Annotated in this window: 22 protein-coding genes; 15 read left to right on the top strand and 7 right to left on the bottom strand. The window is 53.7% G+C overall.

Going from position 1 to position 22,472, the window contains the following annotated elements:
- Positions 1 to 51: 51 nt before the first annotated feature.
- Both F0319_RS09965 and speG read left to right on the top strand, forming a co-directional pair.
- The gene (locus F0319_RS09965; protein ID WP_008502414.1) at positions 52 to 390 is read left to right on the top strand and encodes a DUF1283 family protein; all 339 of its coding nucleotides are present in this window, start codon (positions 52 to 54) and stop codon (positions 388 to 390) included.
- On the top strand, positions 390 to 950 hold the full coding sequence (speG, locus tag F0319_RS09960) for a spermidine N1-acetyltransferase (protein WP_048030664.1): 561 nt from the start codon (positions 390 to 392) through the stop codon (positions 948 to 950). Before F0319_RS09965 ends, speG begins: the two co-directional genes overlap by 1 nt.
- Positions 951 to 967: 17 nt before the next feature.
- On the opposite strand, the gene F0319_RS09955 is transcribed toward speG, so the two are convergent.
- Positions 968 to 1,678, bottom strand: coding sequence for a YnfC family lipoprotein (locus F0319_RS09955; protein ID WP_111965770.1), 711 nt, complete (start codon positions 1,676 to 1,678; stop codon positions 968 to 970).
- A 63-nt stretch (positions 1,679 to 1,741) separates the two neighbouring features.
- Between F0319_RS09955 and F0319_RS09950 the strand changes: the two genes are divergently transcribed.
- From F0319_RS09950 to dmsD, 4 genes are all read left to right on the top strand, one after another.
- On the top strand, positions 1,742 to 2,530 hold the full coding sequence (locus F0319_RS09950) for a hypothetical protein (protein ID WP_149366803.1): 789 nt from the start codon (positions 1,742 to 1,744) through the stop codon (positions 2,528 to 2,530).
- Positions 2,531 to 2,661: 131 nt separating this feature from the next.
- Positions 2,662 to 2,931 (top strand): DUF1161 domain-containing protein, encoded by a 270-nt coding sequence (locus F0319_RS09945; protein ID WP_021241220.1) that lies wholly within the window; start codon positions 2,662 to 2,664, stop codon positions 2,929 to 2,931.
- 131 nt (positions 2,932 to 3,062) lie between these two features.
- Positions 3,063 to 5,501, top strand: coding sequence for a selenate/tellurate reductase subunit YnfE (ynfE, locus tag F0319_RS09940; RefSeq protein ID WP_149366802.1), 2,439 nt, complete (start codon positions 3,063 to 3,065; stop codon positions 5,499 to 5,501).
- A gap of 93 nt (positions 5,502 to 5,594) precedes the next feature.
- Entirely contained in the window at positions 5,595 to 6,209 is a 615-nt protein-coding gene (gene dmsD, locus F0319_RS09935; protein WP_149366801.1) for a Tat proofreading chaperone DmsD, read from the top strand.
- Between the two features lie 42 nt (positions 6,210 to 6,251).
- Here the strand turns inward: dmsD and F0319_RS09930 are convergent, their stop codons facing one another.
- Complete coding sequence (locus tag F0319_RS09930; RefSeq protein ID WP_149366800.1) at positions 6,252 to 7,967, bottom strand: SulP family inorganic anion transporter; 1,716 nt, start codon at positions 7,965 to 7,967, stop codon at positions 6,252 to 6,254.
- A 478-nt stretch (positions 7,968 to 8,445) separates the two neighbouring features.
- Positions 8,446 to 8,871, bottom strand: a complete 426-nt coding sequence (locus F0319_RS09925) for a VOC family protein (RefSeq protein WP_149366799.1) — start codon at positions 8,869 to 8,871, stop codon at positions 8,446 to 8,448.
- 257 nt (positions 8,872 to 9,128) lie between these two features.
- Between F0319_RS09925 and F0319_RS09920 the strand changes: the two genes are divergently transcribed.
- Complete coding sequence (locus F0319_RS09920) at positions 9,129 to 9,677, top strand: hypothetical protein (RefSeq protein ID WP_223582071.1); 549 nt, start codon at positions 9,129 to 9,131, stop codon at positions 9,675 to 9,677.
- A 107-nt stretch (positions 9,678 to 9,784) separates the two neighbouring features.
- Here the strand turns inward: F0319_RS09920 and F0319_RS09915 are convergent, their stop codons facing one another.
- Positions 9,785 to 10,621, bottom strand: coding sequence for a MipA/OmpV family protein (locus tag F0319_RS09915; RefSeq protein WP_149366798.1), 837 nt, complete (start codon positions 10,619 to 10,621; stop codon positions 9,785 to 9,787).
- Between the two features lie 203 nt (positions 10,622 to 10,824).
- On the opposite strand from F0319_RS09915, the gene F0319_RS09910 reads away from it, so the two are divergent.
- The 3 genes from F0319_RS09910 (at position 10,825) to oqxR (ending at position 13,507) form a co-directional block, all read left to right on the top strand.
- Positions 10,825 to 11,502: a response regulator gene (locus F0319_RS09910; RefSeq protein WP_111965744.1), complete on the top strand. Its 678-nt coding sequence runs from the start codon at positions 10,825 to 10,827 to the stop codon at positions 11,500 to 11,502.
- A complete protein-coding gene (locus F0319_RS09905; RefSeq protein ID WP_149366797.1) occupies positions 11,502 to 12,890 on the top strand; it encodes a sensor histidine kinase in 1,389 nt (462 codons plus the stop codon). The genes F0319_RS09910 and F0319_RS09905 overlap by 1 nt, the downstream gene beginning before the upstream one ends.
- A 137-nt stretch (positions 12,891 to 13,027) precedes the next feature.
- Positions 13,028 to 13,507, top strand: a complete 480-nt coding sequence (oqxR, locus tag F0319_RS09900) for an efflux pump transcriptional repressor OqxR (RefSeq protein ID WP_029739386.1) — start codon at positions 13,028 to 13,030, stop codon at positions 13,505 to 13,507.
- Positions 13,508 to 13,574: 67 nt separating this feature from the next.
- Here the strand turns inward: oqxR and oqxB are convergent, their stop codons facing one another.
- Both oqxB and oqxA read right to left on the bottom strand, forming a co-directional pair.
- Positions 13,575 to 16,730, bottom strand: a complete 3,156-nt coding sequence (gene oqxB / locus F0319_RS09895; protein WP_149366796.1) for a multidrug efflux RND transporter permease subunit OqxB — start codon at positions 16,728 to 16,730, stop codon at positions 13,575 to 13,577.
- A gap of 24 nt (positions 16,731 to 16,754) precedes the next feature.
- The gene (oqxA, locus tag F0319_RS09890; protein WP_149366795.1) at positions 16,755 to 17,930 is read right to left on the bottom strand and encodes a multidrug efflux RND transporter periplasmic adaptor subunit OqxA; all 1,176 of its coding nucleotides are present in this window, start codon (positions 17,928 to 17,930) and stop codon (positions 16,755 to 16,757) included.
- Positions 17,931 to 18,267: 337 nt separating this feature from the next.
- Between oqxA and F0319_RS09885 the strand changes: the two genes are divergently transcribed.
- From F0319_RS09885 to asd, 3 genes are all read left to right on the top strand, one after another.
- Positions 18,268 to 18,621, top strand: a complete 354-nt coding sequence (locus F0319_RS09885; protein WP_115874926.1) for a helix-turn-helix domain-containing protein — start codon at positions 18,268 to 18,270, stop codon at positions 18,619 to 18,621.
- Positions 18,622 to 18,691: 70 nt separating this feature from the next.
- On the top strand, positions 18,692 to 19,009 hold the full coding sequence (locus tag F0319_RS09880; protein ID WP_059365166.1) for a YebG family protein: 318 nt from the start codon (positions 18,692 to 18,694) through the stop codon (positions 19,007 to 19,009).
- A gap of 305 nt (positions 19,010 to 19,314) precedes the next feature.
- Positions 19,315 to 20,433 carry an aspartate-semialdehyde dehydrogenase gene (gene asd, locus F0319_RS09875; protein ID WP_111965739.1) on the top strand — a complete coding sequence of 373 codons (1,119 nt, stop codon included), beginning with the start codon at positions 19,315 to 19,317 and terminating at the stop codon, positions 20,431 to 20,433.
- Between the two features lie 54 nt (positions 20,434 to 20,487).
- Here asd and F0319_RS09870 read toward each other — a convergent pair whose 3' ends face one another.
- On the bottom strand, positions 20,488 to 21,048 hold the full coding sequence (locus tag F0319_RS09870; protein WP_149366794.1) for a TetR/AcrR family transcriptional regulator: 561 nt from the start codon (positions 21,046 to 21,048) through the stop codon (positions 20,488 to 20,490).
- Positions 21,049 to 21,057: 9 nt separating this feature from the next.
- Here F0319_RS09870 and F0319_RS09865 point away from each other — a divergent pair, with 9 nt between their 5' ends.
- Both F0319_RS09865 and F0319_RS09860 read left to right on the top strand, forming a co-directional pair.
- Positions 21,058 to 21,612 carry a VOC family protein gene (locus tag F0319_RS09865; RefSeq protein ID WP_240168087.1) on the top strand — a complete coding sequence of 185 codons (555 nt, stop codon included), beginning with the start codon at positions 21,058 to 21,060 and terminating at the stop codon, positions 21,610 to 21,612.
- A 143-nt stretch (positions 21,613 to 21,755) separates the two neighbouring features.
- Positions 21,756 to 22,379, top strand: coding sequence for a glutathione S-transferase family protein (locus F0319_RS09860; RefSeq protein ID WP_149366793.1), 624 nt, complete (start codon positions 21,756 to 21,758; stop codon positions 22,377 to 22,379).
- The last annotated feature ends 93 nt before the right edge of the window (positions 22,380 to 22,472 follow it).

Genomic DNA, 22,472 nt, shown 5'->3' with positions numbered 1-22,472 from the left:
GAATCTGTACGGGGTAACCTGATTACCTGCACCCATTTAAAAGGAAACGCTATGACCACATTAAGCAAACGCCTTTGTCTGACAGCCCTGCTGGCGCTGTCATCGTTCGCCTTTGCCGCCTCTGCGACAGCGGAAACCAGCAAGCTCATTATTGAGTCTGGTGACAGCGCGCAAAGCCGCCAGAACGCCGCTATGGACAAAGAACAATGGAATGACACCCGTAGCCTTCGCCAGAAGGTCAACAAACGTGCCGAAAAAGAGTGGGACAAAGAAGATGTTGCTTTTGACGCACGCGATAAGTGTCAGCAAAGTGCAAACGTCAATGCATACTGGGAGCCAAACACCCTGCGCTGCCTGGATCGCCGCACTGGCCGCACGGTAGCCCCGTAATGTCGGTGTCCTGCGACGTCAAACTCCGTCCGCTGGAGCGTGAAGACCTGCGCTTTGTGCACCAGCTCGACAACAATGCCAGCGTGATGCGCTACTGGTTCGAAGAGCCTTACGAGGCGTTTGTCGAGCTGTCCGATCTCTACGATAAACACATTCACGATCAGAGTGAACGTCGTTTTGTGGTGGAGTGTGAAGGTGAAAAAGCCGGGCTGGTGGAGCTGGTTGAGATCAACCACGTTCACCGTCGGGCGGAGTTCCAGATCATCATCTCCCCTGAGCATCAGGGAAAAGGCCTTGCGTCACGGGCGGCTAAGCTGGCAATGGATTACGGATTCAACGTTCTGAATCTCTACAAGCTTTACCTGATTGTGGATAAAGAGAACGAGAAAGCGATCCATATCTATCGCAAGCTGGGCTTTATGGTGGAAGGCGAGCTGATTCACGAGTTCTTTATTAACGGTGAATACCGCAATACCATTCGCATGTGCATTTTCCAGCATCAGCACCTGGCCGGACATAAACCGTCTGGCGCCAGCCTGCTGAAACCGACCGCGCAGTAACCTGCGCGGTTTTATTCTCAGTAGTATTCAATCGTATTTTTGATGGTGTACTTGCGCTCAACGGCGGGTTTGACGCTGTCGTCCGTGATGGTCAAATCGCAGCTCACCGGGTTATTGTGGCGGTCGTAATCGCAGCTCTGCTTCACGTTGCCCAGCGGCTTGTCGTTCAACATGCTCACGGCCGAGTAATCCATTCTTTTGCGAAGATCTTTAGACGGCGTCGACTGAACGGACAGGTGCTGATCCCCGGAAACGGTGGTTTTGCCCAGCGGGTAGCCATCCGCGTCGTAGCGATACTTCACTTCCATCTCTTTGCCGTGCGCCGCCACCACAAAACCGTTGTCGTCGGTATCCCACGTTATCCCGGCTGACGGCAGTTCGGCCAGCTGGCATTTCCCCTGCAGCTTCACTTTGCGCTGCTGGGTTTCAGCGTCAAGATAGTAATTGGCATCCAGCACCAGCGCCACGCCGGTGTTGGCCTCCAGGTCGTGCAGCTCCAGCGTATCGAAACACCCTTCCGACGAGACGGTGCCGGTGACCCGTTTGGACACTTCGCCCTTCTCGTTGAACAGCGTCTGGGTAAAGTCTTTGACCGGGCCGCGCAGCGGGTCAAAATCAAACTCGTTTGAAAAACTCGCCATCTCGGGCGTAAACGACAGCGGCGCGGAGCTGTTGTCGCACCCCACCAGTGTTGCTGCCAGTAGCGTTATCGCTGCGTATATCTTCACATTCATTTCCGTACAGGGAGATTATTCCCAATCATATTAGCAAATACAGCGGCTTACGCGATAGTGAAAACGAATCATCTGAACGTGGAGAAAACCGGCTTCGCCCACGCAGACGGGAAACCAGGCTATATTTTATGGGGAACGGTCAACGCTAAAGGATATATTATGACGGGCATTTCAAAAGAGATTGAATATCACAAAATGAACTTCCTGAATCATCCGTTATTTAATTATCTCAATGACGATACATTATCTCTTGATGAGCGCCTGAGGTTTTTACCCTATATTTCACATTTTGTCATGAGCTTTGCCGATATTAATAAATATATTTTGCCGTTTGCGACGCCCGCCAATGCGCTGGAACGGGCAGTGAATACCCATGCGAGGGAGGATGCCGAACACTGGCCCTGGTTTCTAAACGATCTGCAGACCAGCGGGCAAAATTCCGCCGCTAGCCTCACAGAACACCTGAGCTTTCTGTGGTCTGATAACCTGATTAACAGCCGAAAGCTGACTTACCATTTAATTCAAACCCTTCACAATCAAAGCGCCAAAATGCGTTTAATCGTAATTGAAGTCATGGAGGCAACCGGCAATGCGACATTTGATACGTTGGCATCCATAACAAAGGGCACGGATAAACAGCTGGAATACTGCGGTCATTTACATTTGAGTCATGAGACTGGACATTCAATGGGGAGCGAGGATGAGATTGTAGATACCCTGTATTTAACGGAAGAGGAAAGAAATAAAGCCAGCCAGATGATTGCTGAGTGCTTTAATGCGTTTCATCGTTTTTTTGATGAAATATTTGAGAATGTCTCACCAGAGCATTCTCGTTCGATTACATGATAGCGGCTCGCCGCGCGAGGGAGCCAGCTACGCGTGGCAGCATTAAGATTAATCAGAAAATTACAGATAAAAACATAGACTTACGCCTCCCCTGCTACACTAACTTAACACACAGAGAAAAGGAGCTACAGATGAAACGGTTACCCTGGATTACCGCCCTGCTGTTAATGAGTGCCTCGACGGCCGCGCTGGCGGCACCGGATTCCTGCGAGCGCGTGAAAAGCGACATTCAGCAGAAGATCGTCAACAACGGCGTGCCTGAGTCAGGTTTTACGCTGAATATCGTGCCGAACGACCAGGCCGACCAGCCGGGCACGCAGGTCGTAGGCCACTGCGCTAACGACACGTTTAAGATTTTGTACACCCGCACAGGCAGCGGTGCGGCAGCTGAACCTCAGTAATTGAGCTTCAATCCACTTTGATTTGATAAGGATTAATATTTAGTCTCCCCAAATTAGTGACACTCACCCCATCATTAGCCCGGATATCATTTCGGGAAAAATAATACGCAATTATAATGATGGGGTGAGCCATGTCCGATGCTGAACATCACGGCGGAATTAGCCGTCGAACTCTCGTGAAATCTACGGCGATAGGTTCTCTGGCGCTTGCCGCTGGTGGGATCTCGCTTCCATTTGGTCTTAAAAGCGCTGCAGCCGCGGTGAAGGGCGCCGTCCAGCCCCCTGAAGATACCGTCGTGTGGGGCGCCTGCTCTGTCAACTGCGGCAGCCGCTGTGCGCTGCGTCTGCACGTGCGCGACAACGAAGTGTACTGGGTCGAAACGGACAACACCGGCGAGGATGTATATGGCGATCACCAGGTGCGCGCCTGCCTGCGCGGACGTTCAATCCGCCGCCGCATCAATCATCCTGACCGTCTGAACTACCCGATGAAGCGGGTGGGCAAACGCGGCGAAGGCAGGTTTGAACGCATCACGTGGGATGAAGCGCTCGACACTATCACCGCCAGCCTGAAAGACGTGGTGGCCAAATACGGCAACGAAGCGGTGTATATCAACTACTCTTCCGGAATTGTCGGCGGCAATATCACCCGCTCTTCCCCTTACGCTTCGCTGGTGGCGCGCCTGATGAACTGCTACGGCGGTTTCCTGAGCCACTACGGCACCTACAGCACGGCGCAAATTGCCTGCGCGATGCCCTACACCTATGGCAGCAACGACGGCAACAGCACCTCGGATATCGAAAACACTAAACTGGTGGTGATGTTCGGCAATAACCCGGCGGAAACGCGCATGAGCGGCGGCGGGATTACGTACTATCTTGAGCAGGCTCGCGAGCGGTCCAACGCGCGCATGATTGTTATCGACCCGCGCTACACCGACACGGCAGCCGGACGCGAAGATGAATGGATCCCGATCCGTCCTGGAACCGATGCCGCGCTGGTGGCGGGTATTGCCTGGGTATTAATCGACGAAAATCTGGTCGACCAGCCGTTCCTGGACAAATACTGCGTTGGCTACGACGAAAAAACGCTGCCGGAAAGCGCGCCCGCTAACGGTCACTACAAAGCGTATATTCTCGGTCAGGGCGATGACCACACGGCGAAAACGCCGGAGTGGGCCTCACGCATCACCGGCATTCCCGCAGAACGCATCGTTAAGCTTGCCCGGGAAATTGGCTCCGCGAAGCCGGCCTATATCTGTCAGGGCTGGGGACCCCAGCGTCAGGCGAACGGCGAGCTGACCTCGCGCGCCATCGCGATGCTGCCGATCCTCACCGGAAACGTGGGGATCAACGGCGGGAACAGCGGCGCGCGAGAGTCGACCTACACCATCACCATTGAACGTATGCCGCTGCCGGATAACCCGGTCAAAACGCAAATCTCCTGCTTCAGCTGGACGGACGCCATCGCCCGCGGGCCGGAAATGACCGCCCTGCGCGACGGCGTACGCGGAAAGGATAAGCTGGACGTGCCGATTAAGTTCATCTGGAACTACGCGGGCAATACCATCATCAACCAGCACTCCGATATCAATAAAACCCACGATATCCTGCAGGATGAAAGCAAGTGCGAAATGATTGTGGTCATCGATAACTTCATGACGTCGTCAGCGAAATACGCCGATATCATCTTGCCGGACCTGATGACCGTCGAGCAGGAAGACATCATTCCTAACGATTATGCGGGCAATATGGGCTACCTGATTTTCCTCCAGCCCGTGACTGCGCCGAAGTTTGAGCGCAAGCCCATCTACTGGATCATGAGCGAAGTGGCGAAACGCCTCGGGCCGGATATCCATCAGAAATTTACGGAAGGACGCACGCAGGAGCAGTGGCTGCAGTATCTGTATGCCAAAATGCTCGAAAAAGACCCTCAGCTGCCATCCTATGACGAGCTGAAAAAAATGGGCATTTACAAGCGTAAAGATCCGAACGGACATTTTGTGGCCTATAAAAAGTTCCGCGAAAACCCGGATGCCAATCCGCTGAAAACGCCTTCGGGCAAGATTGAGATTTACTCCAGCAAGCTGGCGGAGATTGCGGCCACCTGGGAGCTTGAAAAAGATGAGACCATCAGCCCTCTGCCCGTCTATGCCTCGACCTTTGACGGCTGGGATGCGCCCGAGCGCGCGCGGTTCCCGCTGCAGCTGTTTGGCTTCCACTTCAAAGCCCGTACCCACTCAAGCTACGGTAACGTCGACGTGCTTAAAGCGGCCTGCCGCCAGGAGGTCTGGCTTAATCCTGTTGATGCCGAAAAACGCGGTATTAAGAACGGGGATACAGTGCGCGTCTTTAACGATCGCGGTGAGGTGAGAATTGAAGCGAAAGTCACGCCGCGCATCATGCCCGGAGTGAGCGCCATGGGCCAGGGTGCCTGGCACGACGCCAACATGAACGGCGATCGTATCGACCACGGCTCATGCATCAACACGCTGACCACGCACCGCCCGTCGCCGCTGGCAAAAGGCAACCCGCAGCACACCAATCTGGTGCAGATCGAGAAGGTCTAGAAAGTGAAGCGCATGACCGTGGTTTATTCTATGGTCTATAAATTGGTTTAACACAGTCGCGCGGGCGAAATCCGCGCGAGCAAGGAAGATGTAATGAAAGACGTCTCACAGCGTGAATCGTTCGCGTTCAGCGCCCGGGTGCTGGGCGCGCTGTTTTATTTTGCACCCGACAGCGAGCAGGCTGCTCCGCTGGTCCAGGCCCTGACCGCGGGCGGCTGGGTTCAGGACTGGCCTCTGCTGCCGGAAACGCTGCAGCCCATTGCCGAATCCTTTGCCTCGCCTGCCGACGAGCCGCTGACGGACGCGTGGCAACGGCTGTTTATTGGCCCTTACGCCCTGCCCGCTCCACCGTGGGGCTCCGTCTGGCTCGACCGCGAATCCGTGCTGTTCGGCGACTCGACCCTCGCCCTGCGTCAGTGGATGCGGGAGAACAATATCGCGTTTGAGATGCAGCAGAACGAACCGGAAGACCACTTTGGGACATTGCTGCTGCTGGCAGCGTGGCTTGCCGAGAATGGTCGCGATGCTGAGTGCGATCGGCTTCTGGCGTGGCACCTGCTGCCGTGGAGCACCCGCTTCCTGTCGGTGTTTGTCGACAACGCCGGGCATCCGTTTTATACCGCGCTGGGTAGGCTTGCGCAGCTGACGCTCGCGGACTGGCGCTCCGGGCTGCTTATTCCGGTTGCGGAAAAGACGCTGTATCGCTAAGGGGTGTGGCTTGCTCGCGGATGGCGGGCAAGCCAGGATGGTTTAAACCTCTCCTCCTGATTCACTCGCGCTCTCTTTACTTTGAATGAACCGAAGTGCCAGGTAGAGGTCTGGCGCCAGAATCATGTCATCATCATTCATTGTTGGCCGACTCTCTTTAAACCAGCGGGTTAACTCCGTTTTCCTGCCCGCGAGGATTAATTTAATCTGTCGACCTTTCAGATCGCGCTTTAACTCATTAATGGTTGCCAGAACGCTTATGTCTGAATAGGTGAAGCAGGCAACGGCATCAATGACCACCCATTTAGGCTGTAAAGCGGCACCATCAACCAGGTTCAATACCCGGCGTTTAAAATAAGCCACATTAAAATAGGTCAACGGTGAGTTAAATCGATACATCAGCACGCCCGGGACCATTTTAATATCGTTAGTATTTCCTAATGAGTGAATCATTCCATCTTCGTCAGTGCCCAGTAAGTGCTCAGAGGGACGAAACACTGTACGAAGGAACTGTAACAGGCCAAGCAACACCGCAAGGCCGATCCCCTGAATAACGCCGATAATTAAAACGCAGCCAAACGTGAAAAAGGCCAGACGAAATGCCTGCTTATTTCTGCGCCTCAGGCTCCATAGTCCACGTAAATCAATTAATGACCATGAGGCATACATTAGAACAATACCTAACGCAGATACCGGAATGTATTGTAATGGCTGAGTGAAAAACACCACGACGATACCAATGATCAAGGCTGCGACCACCGAAACCAGCTGGCTTTTCCCCCCAACTGAATCATTAACTGCGGTCCGGGAATCGGCTCCACTGATTGCAAACCCCTGAGATAATCCAGACATAATGTTCGCAATACCCAGTGCTCTGAACTCTGCATCAGCATTAATTTCATAGCCATTTTTCGCTGCAAAACTTCGGGCGGTAAGCATCAGACTCACAAAACTGACCAAAGCCAGGTTAAGCGCCGGGATCACTAAATCACGCATCGGACCTGGCTGGAACGCCCCCCAGTTAACGACGGGTAAACCAGGCTGGAAGCCATCTCCCCCAATCGTGGCAATCCCATACTGTTGCGCAGAGGTCACCCATACCAGTGCCGTTGTTATTACAATGGCAATTAAAGGTGCTGGCCACTGGCTGCGATACGTTTTAATCGCCATTAAAATAATTAACGTAAAAAGGGATATCCCTACGGTTAATAAATGGCTATCTGAAAGTCGGCCTGGCAAGGCGATTATTTTTTCAATAACCTGCGCCTCATCAAGCTTAATCCCCAACACCTTGCCTAGTTGCCCGACAATAATCGTCACCGCTACGCCGTTAAGCAGGCCGGTAAGAATGGGATGAGAAAGCAGATCGGCAAGTGCGCCCAGGCGGAATTTACTGGCCAGCAGGCACCACCCGCCCATCATCAATGTCATGATAATTGTCAGTTGCCAGTGCAGTTCGGGATTCCCCGCAGAAAGCGGAAACACGACGGCCGCAATCACCGCGCATGTCGTTGCATCTGGGCCCACAATAAGCTGGCGTGAAGAGCCAAACAGTGCGTAAGCTATCATTGGTAAAACGCAGGAATAGAGCCCTACAATTGCCCCAACACCCGCCAGCTCAGCGTAAGCAATCGCAACGGGTAGCGCTACAGCCGCAACGGATAACCCGGCTTTAACATCATGTTTTAGCCAGCTTTTATCGTAGGCTAACAAATTTTGTAAACCTGGCATGTAGTTTAACAATAGTTTTCCGAACACATTCTTCTCCGGACAGGGATATTTGCCACGTCATGCTGGCACACTTCTCAGTGAGGTTCTGGCTTTCAAATGCTCCGGACTGAGGCCGCCGACTCTCAGTTCCTGATAAACTACAGCCATCGTACTATTCTGACGGATATTAAACATAGTTCATAAACTACCCCTTAGCCGGGGTTGGCCTGGCCGGACGCTGCAGTGCTGCACGCTGGCAATCTCACCTTCTCTCATATCGTCTGGAATAGCGATGTCATAGAGTCGAGAAAACTATAGTCATGAGCCTATGAATCTATGATACATACGTCAGACAGATCGGCGAGTATAAAAGGCCAGCGTCCACTCCTCGCTCAAAACTGCTTCAGCAACTATGGAACAACAGCGTTATTTTCACAATTTGCGGTAGACACCTTTATTGATATAGCTTTATTGCACGGCTGATTTCGTCACCGCTAAACATCCTAAAATTTCATCCATGGAGTAACTATTGTTCCTTTGAATTTTCATCTGCTTCCTGCGAATAGTGCTGAAAAACACATGCCAGCTTATTCCCGTCAGGATCGCGAAGATAGGCAACATAAAAATCGGGGCCGTACGCGGTTCGTGTCCCTGGCGCGCCTTCATTTTTCCCTCCTGCAAGAAGTCCTGCTGCATGGAAACGTCTGACAAGGTCCGCGTTATCTGCACGGAATGCGAACATTGTCCCGTTTCCCGCCGTTGCGGGATGCCCGTCAAAAGGAGGGCAAATACAGAAGCTGAATCCCTCATCCGGATGATTTTCATCTCCCCACATTGCCCAGTTCTCTGTCCAGGCAGGCAAACGTGAATAGCCAAGCACGTTAAAAACAGCGTCATAAAACGCCACGGAGCGCTGAAGGTCATTTGTACCTATGGTGATATATGTCAGCATCTTATCACCTCCTCTTTGCCGTTTATCTAAGCAGACATTATACCTGGGGCTATGAATTAAGGGGCCATAAAAAAGCGGATTTTGAGCATTGTAAGCGTGTGGGCGAAATGGTTTGCTGAACATGTTCTGTAAGGCGATCTCAGCCCCCGCCCCATTACGTGAGTATCTCAAGTTTCCGTATATATGCTAAAATTTTTGCAACTGCAGATCGAAAATCACCCTTTAAAATTTCAGTACGTTAGCCAAAGCGAGCGAATATGGATAATATTCCACATAAGCAGATAGTCCTGAAAAGATACCCCGCATGGCTTTGGTGCGGAAGTTTTTATCTGGCGACATTGAATTGCTCTGCAGATGAAATAAATCTGTATTCAATTAACACTGGCTCATACGTTTATCATCTGACAAATAATCACGGACAATACACGGAGAACTTTGAAAACAAGTTTATATCCGTGGAGCGGAAATTCTCGGATACGTCGAAATATAGTGTTGTGCTAGGCACAATGAAAAACAGCTTTAATGACAGATGTCTGGCCGCCGGTGTAAGAAGAGACTGGGCTGGATGGAATAACGGTTGGGTTTTTAAGGGAATCTATGGATATGTAGGCGAATTTTTCTTTGATACTTTCGATGATTGTGGCGACCATGGTTCATACCATGATTTTAAAAAAGTAACAGGGATAGGTTTTTCTCCCTACATATATCATGGATTTCAGTATAATTTTACGTCTTATTTTGGTATGGATGTGGGTATTATCATCCCCTCCGTTTTTGTCATCACGGCCCAATGGAGCTTTAGATAAATCCGTCAACCATGTGTGCAGTGCTGTAACTGCCCGTAAGGGGAACCGCCCCACCGTCTCAACCGGAGGGGCTTAAATTACCGCTGGTGCACGCTCAAAACCACAAGCTAAAAACTATACGTCACCTTCAAACTCCCCGTGGGTGACGTTTTGCGTTGCACGATCGGGCTGTCCGCTGCATCTCCCGTCAGCTGCGTCACACCCGCTGAGGCAAGTACGCTCCAGCGCGAGGTGAGTTTGTGGGTCCAGTCAAGGTTCATCGACCAGGCATAAATCCCGGCCCCGGCGTCATGTCGGGCAAAACCCGATGCGGCCGATTGGGCGGCGTTTACCCCGTAGTACGTCTGCATATACTTGTCCGATCCCCAACTGCCGGTCAGCGCCAGCGCCACCTCATTTTTTGGTGAGGTGTAGAACGGGCTGGAAATACCAAAATGTACCGCTTCACCGTTGTCTCTTTCAGAAACCGGTACCTCAGCCTGCAGCTGCAGGTGAAGCCAGTCGGTCACCTTGTACTCAAGCCCGGGCACTACGATAGCCGAGCCTTTAATCTCCCCCATTCCTCGCAGCTCGTCGCTGCCGGAGCCGATCGAATCGCTGCTCACGTCTTTATCTTTACGGCCCGTTCTATAGCTCAGCGCTGCGCTGTAATCCAGGTTGCCGATGTTGTTACCGTAACCGATCCCTCGCGTGGTGCCGATAAAGAAGCCATTTTCCATGGAATAATCCACTACCTGAGCCGCTGAGACGCGGGTTTTATCTGAACCCGAATAGCGTGGTCCTACGTCCACGCCGCCCCCCAGGGTTAAGACGTTACCCTGCCGCTGTTCTTCCGCCAGTACAGGCGTAGCCAGTAACGCCAGAACAACGCCCGGCACGATGGTTTTCAGGCAGCGGCCCGAAAGTAAATGAGGGAACGTATGACGCAGTTCGATGTTTCTCATTAAGGAAGTCCTTATGGATTCAAATGATGACGATGCATGCGGTTAACCGCCAGAACGCCCATTTTGAATACTCACCCTAAGGTTCTTATGAGCCGAAAATGAAGAAACGCTGAAGCGCAAGCAGGTGCTGTAAACCAGGCTGATTTCCTGATACCGTTTTTTTCTTAAGATGTTCTTCATTCACGGTTGATACCGTTACCAGTGTGAAAATTCTACTAATCGAAGACGACCTGGATCTCGGCAATGGCGTACGTATCGCTCTCTCAGATCAAGGGTTTGACGTCATATGGGTTCGCCGTAAAGAGGATGCGCTGCATCAGCTTGACGTCTGCGTGCCGGAACTTATTTTGCTCGACCTCGGGCTGCCCGACGGAGATGGCATGAGCCTGATGACGCGTTTGCGTCAGCAGCTCAAGGGGATCCCGGTCATCATCCTGACGGCGCGAGGGACATTGCAGGATCGCCTGCGGGGGTTGGATGCCGGCGCGGACGACTATCTCGTCAAACCTTTTATTCTCGCCGAGCTGCTGGCGCGAGTGAGGGCTCTTGCACGGCGCAGCTACGGTTTTGAGAATGAGGCGATAGAAATTCGCGGGCTCTCTCTTCATATACCGACGCGTCGCGTGACGGTGAGCGCGCGCCATATCGATTTAACGGCCAGTGAATACGCGCTGCTGGAGACGTTGATGCTGCGCGCGGACCGCGTGCTGACCCGGCGGTTTCTGGAAGAAAGGATATTCGGCAACAAAGAGAATCTCAGCAATGCGCTCGACGTGCATATGGGCAATTTGCGGCGAAAAATCGGCGACGGCTATGTGCGAACGGTCCGGGGCGTCGGGTACGTTATTGATACCGTCTCAATACAGAAGGTGACCGGGTGATGCAAAACGTCTGGTATCACCTGAGGCGGCCGACGCTGGTACGGCGAATTATCATCGCCCAGATGCTGCTGCTTACCCTGCTGTGGTGTCTTTTTTTAACCTTCATTCTGTGGGAGGACCTGCGTAGCCCTCCTATCATCACGGGCAGCAAAACGTACGAAACCGTTTTTACCCTGGCTGAGCGTATGGACGGGCGCCCGCAGGACCGTACCGCCGTGCTGGAGGCCTTCAGCAAGGCGCTGCGTGAAGGTTACGGCGGAGGGGAAGATCCCCTGCTGTCGATTAACCTCATCGTTCGCAAAAATAATAACGTTATTTTTTCATCCGACGGAGCACCCGCGGGGATAACAAATACCCGACAAGGCGAAATGGAGCACGTTCAAAGTGAAGGTCGCATCTGGACCAGCCGAACCCTGAAATCGCCCCACTCCGACGTGGAGGTAACCCTTTTCACCCCTGCCAGCGGCTGGAACTTCTTTATCTACCTGAACTCGCGCGGATACTACATTCTGCCGCTTCTGGTTTGTTTCCCTTTTCTGCTGTTTCCCGCATGGCTCTCCATCCGCATTGCGATGCGTCCGTGGAATAAGGTGGTCAATGAAATTACGTTACGCACGCCGGACGATCTCTCTCCTTTAAAAGCCGTACCGAAGCACAGAGAGCTTCGCCAGATGGTGGACGCGATCAATGACTTCCTTGCCCGGGTGCGTGAAAGCGCGGAAAGGGAGCGGGTTTTCATCGCGGATGCCGCGCACGAGCTGCGTACGCCCCTCGCGGCGATGCGCATCAACGTGGAGGCGCTGCAGTCCTGGGTCATCAGCGAAAGCCAGCAGGAGCTGCTTGCCGGCGTGATCCGCAGCAACAGCCGCGCCGCGCGTCTCGTCAATCAGCTTCTGCTGATGATGCACAGTGAAGCGAGTATTGATACGGTCATGGAGCCCGTGCCGCTGACGACGCTCGTCCAGGAGCGCATGGCCGAGCTGGAACCCTTAGCGTCTGCGCGCAGGATCGAGCTGGAATTCTTTGCCGAGGATGAAGTCTGGATCCCCGGCGCCAGGGAACGCCTGGTGTCGCTGATTGATAATCTCATTGAGAATGCGGTGAAGTACAGCCCCGAGGGCGGGCGGATTCAGGTCGACTTGCGGGCGGGCGATCGCGTCGTCCAGCTGCGCGTCTCCGATGCGGGCCCGGGTATTCCGGTCGAGCTGCAGGAGCGCGTGTTCGACCGCTTTTTCCGCGATCCCAATCAGGTGCAGAGCGGCAGCGGGCTGGGGCTTGCCATCGTTAAAGCGGTGGCGCAGCAACACAACAGCAGCGTAAACCTGACAACTTCTGCAGAAGGTGGCCTTCTGGTGACGGTGGACTTCCCGAACCGCACGTTTAGCTAAAGCAGAACAGGGGGTTTGATCGCAAATGCCGCAGATTGCTTCAAAAAAATTACCGTGTTTGTTATATTGTTGTTTATTGCTTATTCACCTCTGCGGTGCCAAAAAGAACAAGATTCACCGCAACCCAGGACAGAGAAATGTTAGATTACCGCTTCCCGACAGCTTTGCAGATGGTTCTCAGCGTAGCGATGGCGGAGCAATTGGGTGAACGTTCGACGAGTGCGATTCTGGCCTACGGTCTGGAAGCGAACCCGAGCTTCATCCGCAAATTGATGGTTCCGCTGACGCGAGACGGCATTATCGTCTCAACGCTTGGCCGTAACGGCTCCATTCATCTTGGTCGCCCGCCGGAAGAGATCACCCTGCGCGACATCTACCTTTCGGTCATCGAAGATAAAAAGCTGTGGGCCTCCCGCCCTGACGTGCCGGCCCGCTGCGTGGTCAGCGCCAACGCCTGCTGGTACTTCAAATCAATTTCTGAAGAAGCCGAAGAGGCTTCGTTAGCAGTACTGGCCCGCCATACCGTGGCAAGCGCCCTGGAAGCGGTGAAAAACGCCGACAGCAGCGGATGGGATCCACTCCCCGACCTTATTGCCCAGTATCAAAAAACGTCATAACGTTTTACCTGATGCGAAAAAAAACCGCCTTCACTATGAAGGCGGTTTTTTATTATCGGCAACGTCCTTACGCGGGCAGAACGTCCCTTTCCTCTTTTTTCCCACGCGTCACGAACTTACGCAGCGTCACGTAGAACACCGGCGTCAGGAACAGACCAAACAGCGTCACCCCAAGCATGCCGGAGAATACCGTGATCCCCGTGACGCCGCGCACTTCTGCGCCAGCGCCGTGACCGAGGATCAGCGGAATGGTCCCGGCGATAAAGGCGATGGAGGTCATCACAATCGGGCGTAAACGCAGGCGGCAAGCCTCCAGCGCGGCCTCCATGATGCCTTTGCCCTGAATTTCAAGCTCGCGGGCAAACTCCACGATAAGAATGGCGTTTTTACAGGCCAGCCCCATCAGCACCACCAGCCCCACCTGCACGAAGACGTTGTTATCGCCCCCGGTCAGCCAGACGCCAAACAGTGCGGAGAGCATGGTCATCGGCACGATGAGGATCACCGCCAGCGGCAGCGTCCAGCTTTCATACAGCGCCGCCAGCACCAGGAACGCCAGCAGCACCGCCACCGGGAAGACGATCAGCGCCGTATTGCCCTGAGTGGCCTGCTGGAAGCTCAGATCCGTCCATTCAATGTTCATCCCGTTTGGCAGGATCTGCTTAGACATCGCGTCCAGCTGCGTCATCGCCTGCGCAGATGAGAGCACGCGCGGGTCGGCATCGCCAATCAGGTCCGCCGCCGGGTAGCCGTTGTAACGGATCACCGGATCCGGCCCGTAGGTGGTCGTGATTTTCACCATACTGCCAATCGGTACCATTTCGCCCTGGCTGTTGCGGGTGCGCAGATTCGCAATATCTTCCACGCTGTCGCGGAACTGCCCGTCGGCCTGCGCCATCACGCGCCAGGTACGTCCGAACTGGTTAAAGTCATTGACGTACGACGAGCCCAGATAGGTTTGCAGCGTCCCGAATAGATCGGTCAGCGACACGCCCTGCGCTTTCGCCTTATCGCGGTCAACCTGGACGTCCAGCTGCGGAACGTTAGCCTGATAGGTTGAGATCGGGAAATGCATTCCCGGGGTCTGCATAATCGCACCGGACATGGTGTTCACCGCGTTTTGCAGCGCGCCATAGCCCAGACCGCCGCGATCCTGAATATACAGAGAATAGCCCGACCCCTGACCCAGCCCTAAAATCGGCGGCGGCAGAATGGAGAAGCCAAAGCCTTCCTGGATTTGCGCGATTTTCGCATTAATCTCCGCATTAATTTCCGCAGCGGAATGTTTACGCTGATCGAACGGCTTCAGGCCAAAGAACACCGTACCGGTATTCGGCGTATTGGTGAACTGCAGCGCGTTCAGCCCCGGAAACGCGACCGCATAGTCCACGCCTTCGGTATTCATCCCGATTTCGCTCATTTTGCGGATCACCGCGTCGGTACGCGCCAGCGAAGAGCCTTCCGGCATCTTCACACCGCCAATCAGGTAAAGCTTGTCCTGCGTCGGAATAAACCCGCCGGGCACCGCTTTAAACATGACGCCTGCGGCACAGAGCAGCAGCAGATAAACCACGAATACCGCACCGCGCCGTCCCAGCGTTTTACCCACCAGCCCCTGATAGCCGTTTGAGCTGCGGAGGAAAAAGCGGTTAAACGGACGGAAAATCCAGCCGAACAGACGATCGATAAGCCGGGTCGGGAAATCCTTCGGCGCGCCGTGCGGCTTTAAAAGCAGTGCCGCCAGCGCCGGAGAGAGCGTCAGCGAGTTAATAGCGGAGATCACCGTCGAAATCGCGATCGTCACCGCAAACTGCTTGTAGAACTGACCGGTAACGCCCGACAGAAACGCCATCGGCACAAATACCGCGCACAGCACCAGCGCAATCGCGATAATCGGCCCGGACACTTCACGCATCGCCTGGTGCGCTGCCGCAAGCGGCGCAAGCCCCTCTTCTATGTTTCGCTCTACGTTTTCCACCACCACGATGGCGTCGTCCACCACGATACCGATGGCGAGCACCAGCCCGAACAGGCTGAGGGTATTCAGCGAGAAGCCGAGCAGGTAAAGAATGCTGAAGGTACCCACCACCGACACCGGCACCGCGATCAGCGGAATGATCGACGCGCGCCAGGTTTGCAGGAACAGAATGACCACCAGCACGACCAGCACCACGGCTTCCAGCAGCGTTTGCACCACCGCACGGATCGAATCGCGCACAAAGACCGTCGGATCGTAAGGTGCCGCCCACTTCATGTCCGCCGGGAAGCGCGTCGACAGTTCGTCCATTTTCGCGCGCACCGCGTTAGACAGATCGATAGCGTTCGCCCCCGGCGACTGGAAGATACCAATCCCGACCGCGTCTTTATTGTTCAGCTGGGAACGCAGGGCATAGCTTCCGGACCCCATTTCAATCCGCGCCACGTCGCGCAGGCGGACGACCGTACCGTCCTCCGTCGTTTTCAGGACAATATTGCCAAACTCTTCTTCGGTGTGCAGACGCCCCTGGGCGTTAATGGAGATCAGGAAGTCGCTCTCTTTCGGCAGCGGCTCGGCGCCAAGCTGACCGGCGGAAACCTGTACGTTTTGCTCCTGCATCGCCGTGACCACGTCCGAGGCAGTCAGCCCGCGCGCCGCCACTTTATTAGGGTCCAGCCAGACGCGCATCGCGTACTCGCCGGAGCCGAAAATCTGGATCTGGCCGACGCCGGGCAGGCGCGCCAGCTCATCCTTCACCTTCAGCGTGGCGTAGTTGCGCATATACAGCGAATCGTACTTACCGTTTGGCGAAAACAGATGCACCACCAGCGTCAGCGTGGGCGACTGCTTCTGGGTGGTAATGCCCAGACGCCGCACGTCCTCCGGCAGACGCGCCTCGGCCTGCGCGACGCGGTTCTGCACCTGAACCTGCGCCTGATCCGGGTCAGTACCCGGACGGAAGGTGACGGTGGTAACCAGCACGCCGTCCGAGCCCGCGACGGATTTCATGTACATCATGTTCTCGACGCCGTTAATCGCCTCTTCCAGCGGCGTCGCCACGGTCTCGGCAATCACTTTCGGGTTAGCGCCCGGGTACTCCGCACGCACCTGCACGCTTGGCGGCACGACGTCAGGGTATTCGCTCACCGGCAGCAGCGGGATGGCGATTAGCCCTGTGATAAAAATCAGAATCGACAGGACGGCAGCAAAGATCGGCCTGTCGATGAAAAAGCGGGAAAAGTCCATGGGTTGGATTCTCAGGTCAAGGGATCAGTTGAGGGCGCTGGTGGCGGTCATGGCAACGGTTTTGGCGTTAACCGGCATACCCGGCATAAACACTTTCTGTAAACCCTCGACGATGACTTTGTCGCCAGGATTCAGCCCCTGCCGCACGATGCGTAAACCGTCTGCCAGACGACCCGGCGTAATGTCGCGACGCTGTGCTTTCCCCTCTTTATCGACGATATAAACGTATTTACGATCCTGATCGGTCAGCACCGCCTTGTCGTCAATCAGCGTGGCTTTGAATTCCGCGCTGCCCGGCAGGCGTACGCGGGCAAACAGCCCTGGCGTGAACTGACGCTGTGAGTTATCCAGCAGCGCGCGCATGCGGATGGTCCCGGTGCTCGGCGTGAGCTGGTTATCCAGGAAATCCACTTTGCCCTGATGGGGATAACCCTCCTCGCCCGTCAGGCCAATCTCAACCGGCAGCGCCGTGTGATTGCTGGACGCCCACTGCCCGCTGCGGGCCAGATTTTGATAGTGAAGATAGGTTGACTCGTCCACGTCAAAGTAGACGTACACCGTCTTCTGCGAGACCAGCGTGGTGAGGACGCTGGCGGTATCGCCCGCAGTCACCAGGTTCCCGCTGGTGATCAGCGCCCGGCTGGCGCGACCGTCAATAGGCGCGGTCACTTTGGTGAAGTCCAGGTTGAGCTGGGCTGCGTCAACCGCCGCCTGCGCGGCGCGAATGTCGGCCTGCGCCTGAACGGCAGCCGAACGTCGCTGCTCCCACTCTTCCCGTGAGACCAGATGGGTATTGATCAGCTTATCGGTACGGTTAGCCTCACTTTGCGCGAGGCTGGCCTGCGTTTTGGCTCTTGCCAGGTTCGCCTGCGCCTGTTCCAGCGCGGCGCGATAGGTACGGTCATCAATGGTGAACAGCACCTCGCCCTTCTTCACTTCCTGGCCGTCGGTGTAATTCACCTTATCAATGTAGCCGGAAACGCGCGGGCGCAGCTGAACGCTCTCCACCGCTTCAATCCGGCCGTTAAAGCTATCCCACTGGCTAATCGATTTCACCACCACGTCAGCGGCACTCACGGCAGGCGCAGGTGGCGCGGCATTTTGCGCGACGCTGTTATCGCATCCGACGAGCAGCACGGAGAGCAACATGGCCCCCAGCGCGCTCAGAGGAGAGTTACCCCAGGTTTTTTGCAGGCTCATTATTTTTATTCCAGTAATTGTCGCCACCGGGCAAGACGCAGCAGGAGGCACCGCGCCACTTCCTTTGTCCGGGGGCTGTCTTCAGGCCATTTGTGTCGTTCATCGCCACAAAACTGTAACAGTTGCGAATACACTATTCGCGGCGATTGTAGGAAGGCGCTTAACTAAGTGCAAGAATAATTGTTGCACTTTATGTGCTATTTGAGCGGATGTGAAAAGACCCGTTTCGGTCAGGGTTTTAAATGCAACAATAAAACTTGCAATTACTGAAAAAACGCGCCACCTTTAAATGCAACAGACAAAGATACTTTTTCATCCGCTGCGTGGGGGTAACCAGATGAACACTGGCGCATTTATGCATGATTTACTCGACTGGATCGACAACAACCTGGACAGTCGCCTGGACATTGAGACCGTCGCCAGGCGTTCCGGCTACTCGAAATGGCACCTCCAGCGCCTGTTCAAAGAGCATACGGGCTATCCCCTCGCCGGGTATATTCGCGCGCAAAAGCTGCAAAAATCGGTTGAGCGGTTATCCCACAGCGACGAACCGATTCTGAACGTGGCGATCGCGCTGGGCTTTGATTCCCAGCAGTCCTTCAACCGCAGCTTTAAGCGTCAGTATGGTCAGGCGCCTGGGGCATGGCGGCGCAGTATAGGTGGCCCCGAAACGCAGCAGCTTCGCCAGTAATGCATATTTTGCTGCAACATCGATCTGTTGCTGATATACTGTATATAAATACAGTATAGCGAGGTGAACGATGGCTGTTGAAACAAAATTTGTTGTCGTAAGAAAAGGTGAAGAGAAAATGACATTTGCCAGTAAGAAAGAGGCTGACGCTCATGACAAGCTGCTTGATATGGCCGACGCGTTCACCGACTGGCTGTTGCAAAGCGGAATGCAGATGGATGAAACGCAGGCTGAAAATCTTGGCCTGTATCTCGCCGAGCAGAAAGAGACCGTGCAGCATATTCTTCGTACCAGCAAGCTTCCCGATCTCACTGCTCCAGCGGTAGCGGATAAAACAGAATCCGATGCGGCTGACACGAAAAAAATCAGGGCAGTGAAGGCGGCCTGATTGTCTGAACAATCATCACCAATTTTGAACTATTCACCAGGCCCGGCAGCCAATTCCGGGCTCCCCCTTTGCCAGAGATTCGTTTCTTAATAATTGCTCTTTCATTCTTAATTGACAGTCATTGCACGTCATGCCTGCGATCGTTTTTTAACTGATGGCTGCATCAGGTATAAATATTGCTGATGTCTTATGAAACATTTTAATAATGAAGGAATTAGCTGCAGTTCGTAGTGATCTTCATGTTTGGATGAGATATAACCTGCTGCGGAAATTAACATTCTTGTAACGTTGATAAGGCTAAACAAATGAAGCAGGTTGGTATTGTTGGTTGGCGAGGAATGGTTGGTTCTGTTTTATTACAGAGAATGGTCGAAGAGAACGACTTCGACGATATCTCAGCGCATTTTTACAGTACTTCAAGCGCCGGGGCCGCCGGTCCAGTCATTGGCGGCGTCAGCTACACACTCAAAGATGCTAATTCTATCAGTGACCTGGCCGAAATGGATATCATCATTACCTGTCAGGGCGGTGATTACACAAAAGCAATCTATCCTGCTTTGATTAATTGTGGCTGGCAAGGCTACTGGATTGACGCGGCCTCAGCGCTACGGATGGATGAGAAAGCCTGCATTATTCTCGACCCCGTCAATCGCCCCACGATTGATCGTGCCGTTAAAGAGGGAATTAAACTTTTTGTCGGTGGCAACTGTTCCATCACGCTGAGTCTTATGGGGCTGGCAGGGTTGATTAAGGCTGACCTGATCGAATGGATGAGCGTTATGACCTATCAGTCTGCATCAGGTGCGGGAGCGCAATATGTCAGGGAATTAATTGTTCAAAGTGCCTGGATCAGTGAGCATTTGTCCTCTGATGAACTGGCATCATCAGGTTCAGTGCTGCCTTTAGTCAATAAAGTCAGTGCGTTAATTAATAGCGCTGACATGCCGATACAGAATTTCGGCGCGCCTTTAATGGGCAGCATTATACCGTGGATTGACAGCGATTTAGGGGATGGTAATAGCCGTGAAGAGTGGAAAGGTGAAGCCGAAACAAACAAAATTCTTGGTTTGTCTCCTGGTGCGATCCCGGTAAATGGATTGTGTATTCGTGTTGGCGTGATACGCTGCCACAGCGCCGCAATCACCATGAAGCTCAGGCGTGACGTCAGCGAAGAAGAATTTGCAGCGTTAGTGACGCATTCTCATCCCTGGGTTAACTATGTGCCCAATAACAAGGTTGAAAGCGTCAGTAAATTGACCCCGGCTTATATCAGCGGTTCGCTTCAGGTTGGTATTGGCCGTTACAAGAAAATGTCTCTCAACAACGATCCAATATATTCGGTTCTGACGGTTGGCGATCAGCTATTGTGGGGAGCGGCGGAGCCCTTGCGCCGCATGTTGAATATTCTGCTGGGCAAAATCTAAGACATATTTTCTGAATAAAAGCATCTATTGAACAGGTGCTTTTATTGTATTGTCTCAGCAGGTTCGTGCCAACGCCGCCAAAATCATTTCACGCGCGTGACGCAATACCGATTTTATTTCGCCTGCCGGGATATCAGCGAGCCCCAGTCCGCGTAGCAGGAATATGCCTTCTACAGCGAGAAACGCGTGCCTGACATCGGCCATCTCCTCTCCAGCCTCGCATAGCGGTTCGAGGAGTGTGCGATACAGGTTGCGAGCGGGCGCCAGCATACCTGGCGCATGCACGAGAGCCGTAATAAGAAACGCCGCCATCTGTGTTACGGCATCCTCTTCCTCCAGCGCTTCCTCGATGTGCGCAAGAATTAATTCTCGTGGCCCTGCGGCGGTAGCTGTAAGACGCTGACTGACTGCCTGCTGGAAACGCGTCACTTCGCGCTCAAGCACGGCGTAAATCAGGCCATCCTTTGATGAAAAGGTATACACAAGGCCGCCTTTACTGATGCCAGCACGTTCCGCGACGGCATCCAGCGTAAATACGCGCCCTCCAGACTCAAGGATGATGCTTTCAGCAGCATCTAAAACCAGCTCCCGATCGATTTCTTTTTTGCGCGTCACGATTTCCCCTTGCTTAATTCGACTGATCAGTCGGATAATGTTTTCGACTGGCCAGTCACATTAGCACTGCAAGCCTTGCCCGACAAGATTGCAATGCGTTCATTTCCTGATAAGCCTATGAAAGGCAAGAAAATGAATGAATTATTACCCTCTGCAGCACTCGCACATTTTGTGATGAAAGTGAACGATGTTGATGCCAGCTATGCATTTTACCAGGGGCTAGGCCTGCGTGCGCTCGACAAATTTCCGGGCATGGCGATTATTGAGTTACGCGGCGGCACCCAATTATTGTTGACCGAAAAGGATGTGCCTGAAACGCAGAGTCTGCATATCAGCCGCGTTGGTCAGCGGCCAGATTTTGCTGCAGAAAAAATTGATCTCATGATCGCGGGCCATTCCAGATCGGAACTTGAAACGTATCGAACTGGCCTCATCGCAAAGGGATATTCAGCTCAGGAAATTGCGCAGGAAACTCTATTTGGACATCATTATTTTTCCCTGCAGGATCCGGATGGAAACGGTATAAGTTTCTATACCAGCCACTGTAGCCAACAGCCTGTTTAAATCAGTTTTAGACTGCGAAGTGCTCTCCGAAAGTGCTTCGCACTACTACCTTCAGTTGCCCCCACCAAATTTTGCCCCAACCTCTCTGGCACATCTGGTGTATTGTTTTTAAACAATAACATCCATTAAAGGACACCTGCGCAATGATCAGCATCCTCGGCAAAACCACTTCCATCAACGTTCGTAAAGTGCTCTGGACCTGCGAAGAAGCGGGCATAGCCTATCAGCAGGAAGATTACGGCAGCGGTTTTGCCTCGACGGAAACGGATGCCTTCCGCGCACTGAACCCCAACGCCATGGTGCCGGTGCTGATTGATGGCGATTTCGTGCTGTGGGAGTCCAATTCCATCTGCCGTTATCTGGCGCGCAAGGCCGAACGTCACGATCTGCTGCCCACAGAACCGCAGGCCTGCGCCAACGTTGAGCGCTGGATGGACTGGCAGGCCACTGAATTTAACAACGCCTGGCGCTATGTCTTCCCGGCCCTGGGGCGTAAAAACCCGGACTTTAACGACCCTGAGCGCATTGCGGCGGGAATCAAGGAGTGGAACCACTGCATCACCATTCTGGAAAACCAGCTGCAGCGCACCGGGGCTTTTGCGGCGGGCGAGACGTTTACCCTTGCGGACGTCGTGCTTGGGCTGTCGGTGAATCGCTGGAAAATGACGCCGTTTGATAAGCCAGGCGTGCCCGCCATTGAGGCGTGGTTCGAGCGCCTTAACCAGCGTCCGGCATTTTTGCGTCACGGCAATAACGGCATGGTGTAAAACTTAATGCCTGAATGAATACCGCAACGAGGCTGTTTTATTTAATTACGAAACCCTGAAAGTCGTCAGAGGGAATAATAATTAAGCCATATC

Origin of the sequence: Enterobacter vonholyi, from assembly GCF_008364555.1 — a bacterium.
Lineage (GTDB): Bacteria > Pseudomonadota > Gammaproteobacteria > Enterobacterales > Enterobacteriaceae > Enterobacter > Enterobacter vonholyi.
Note: the sequence above shows the minus strand (reverse complement) of the source record. Positions and strands in the feature narration are given on the sequence as shown.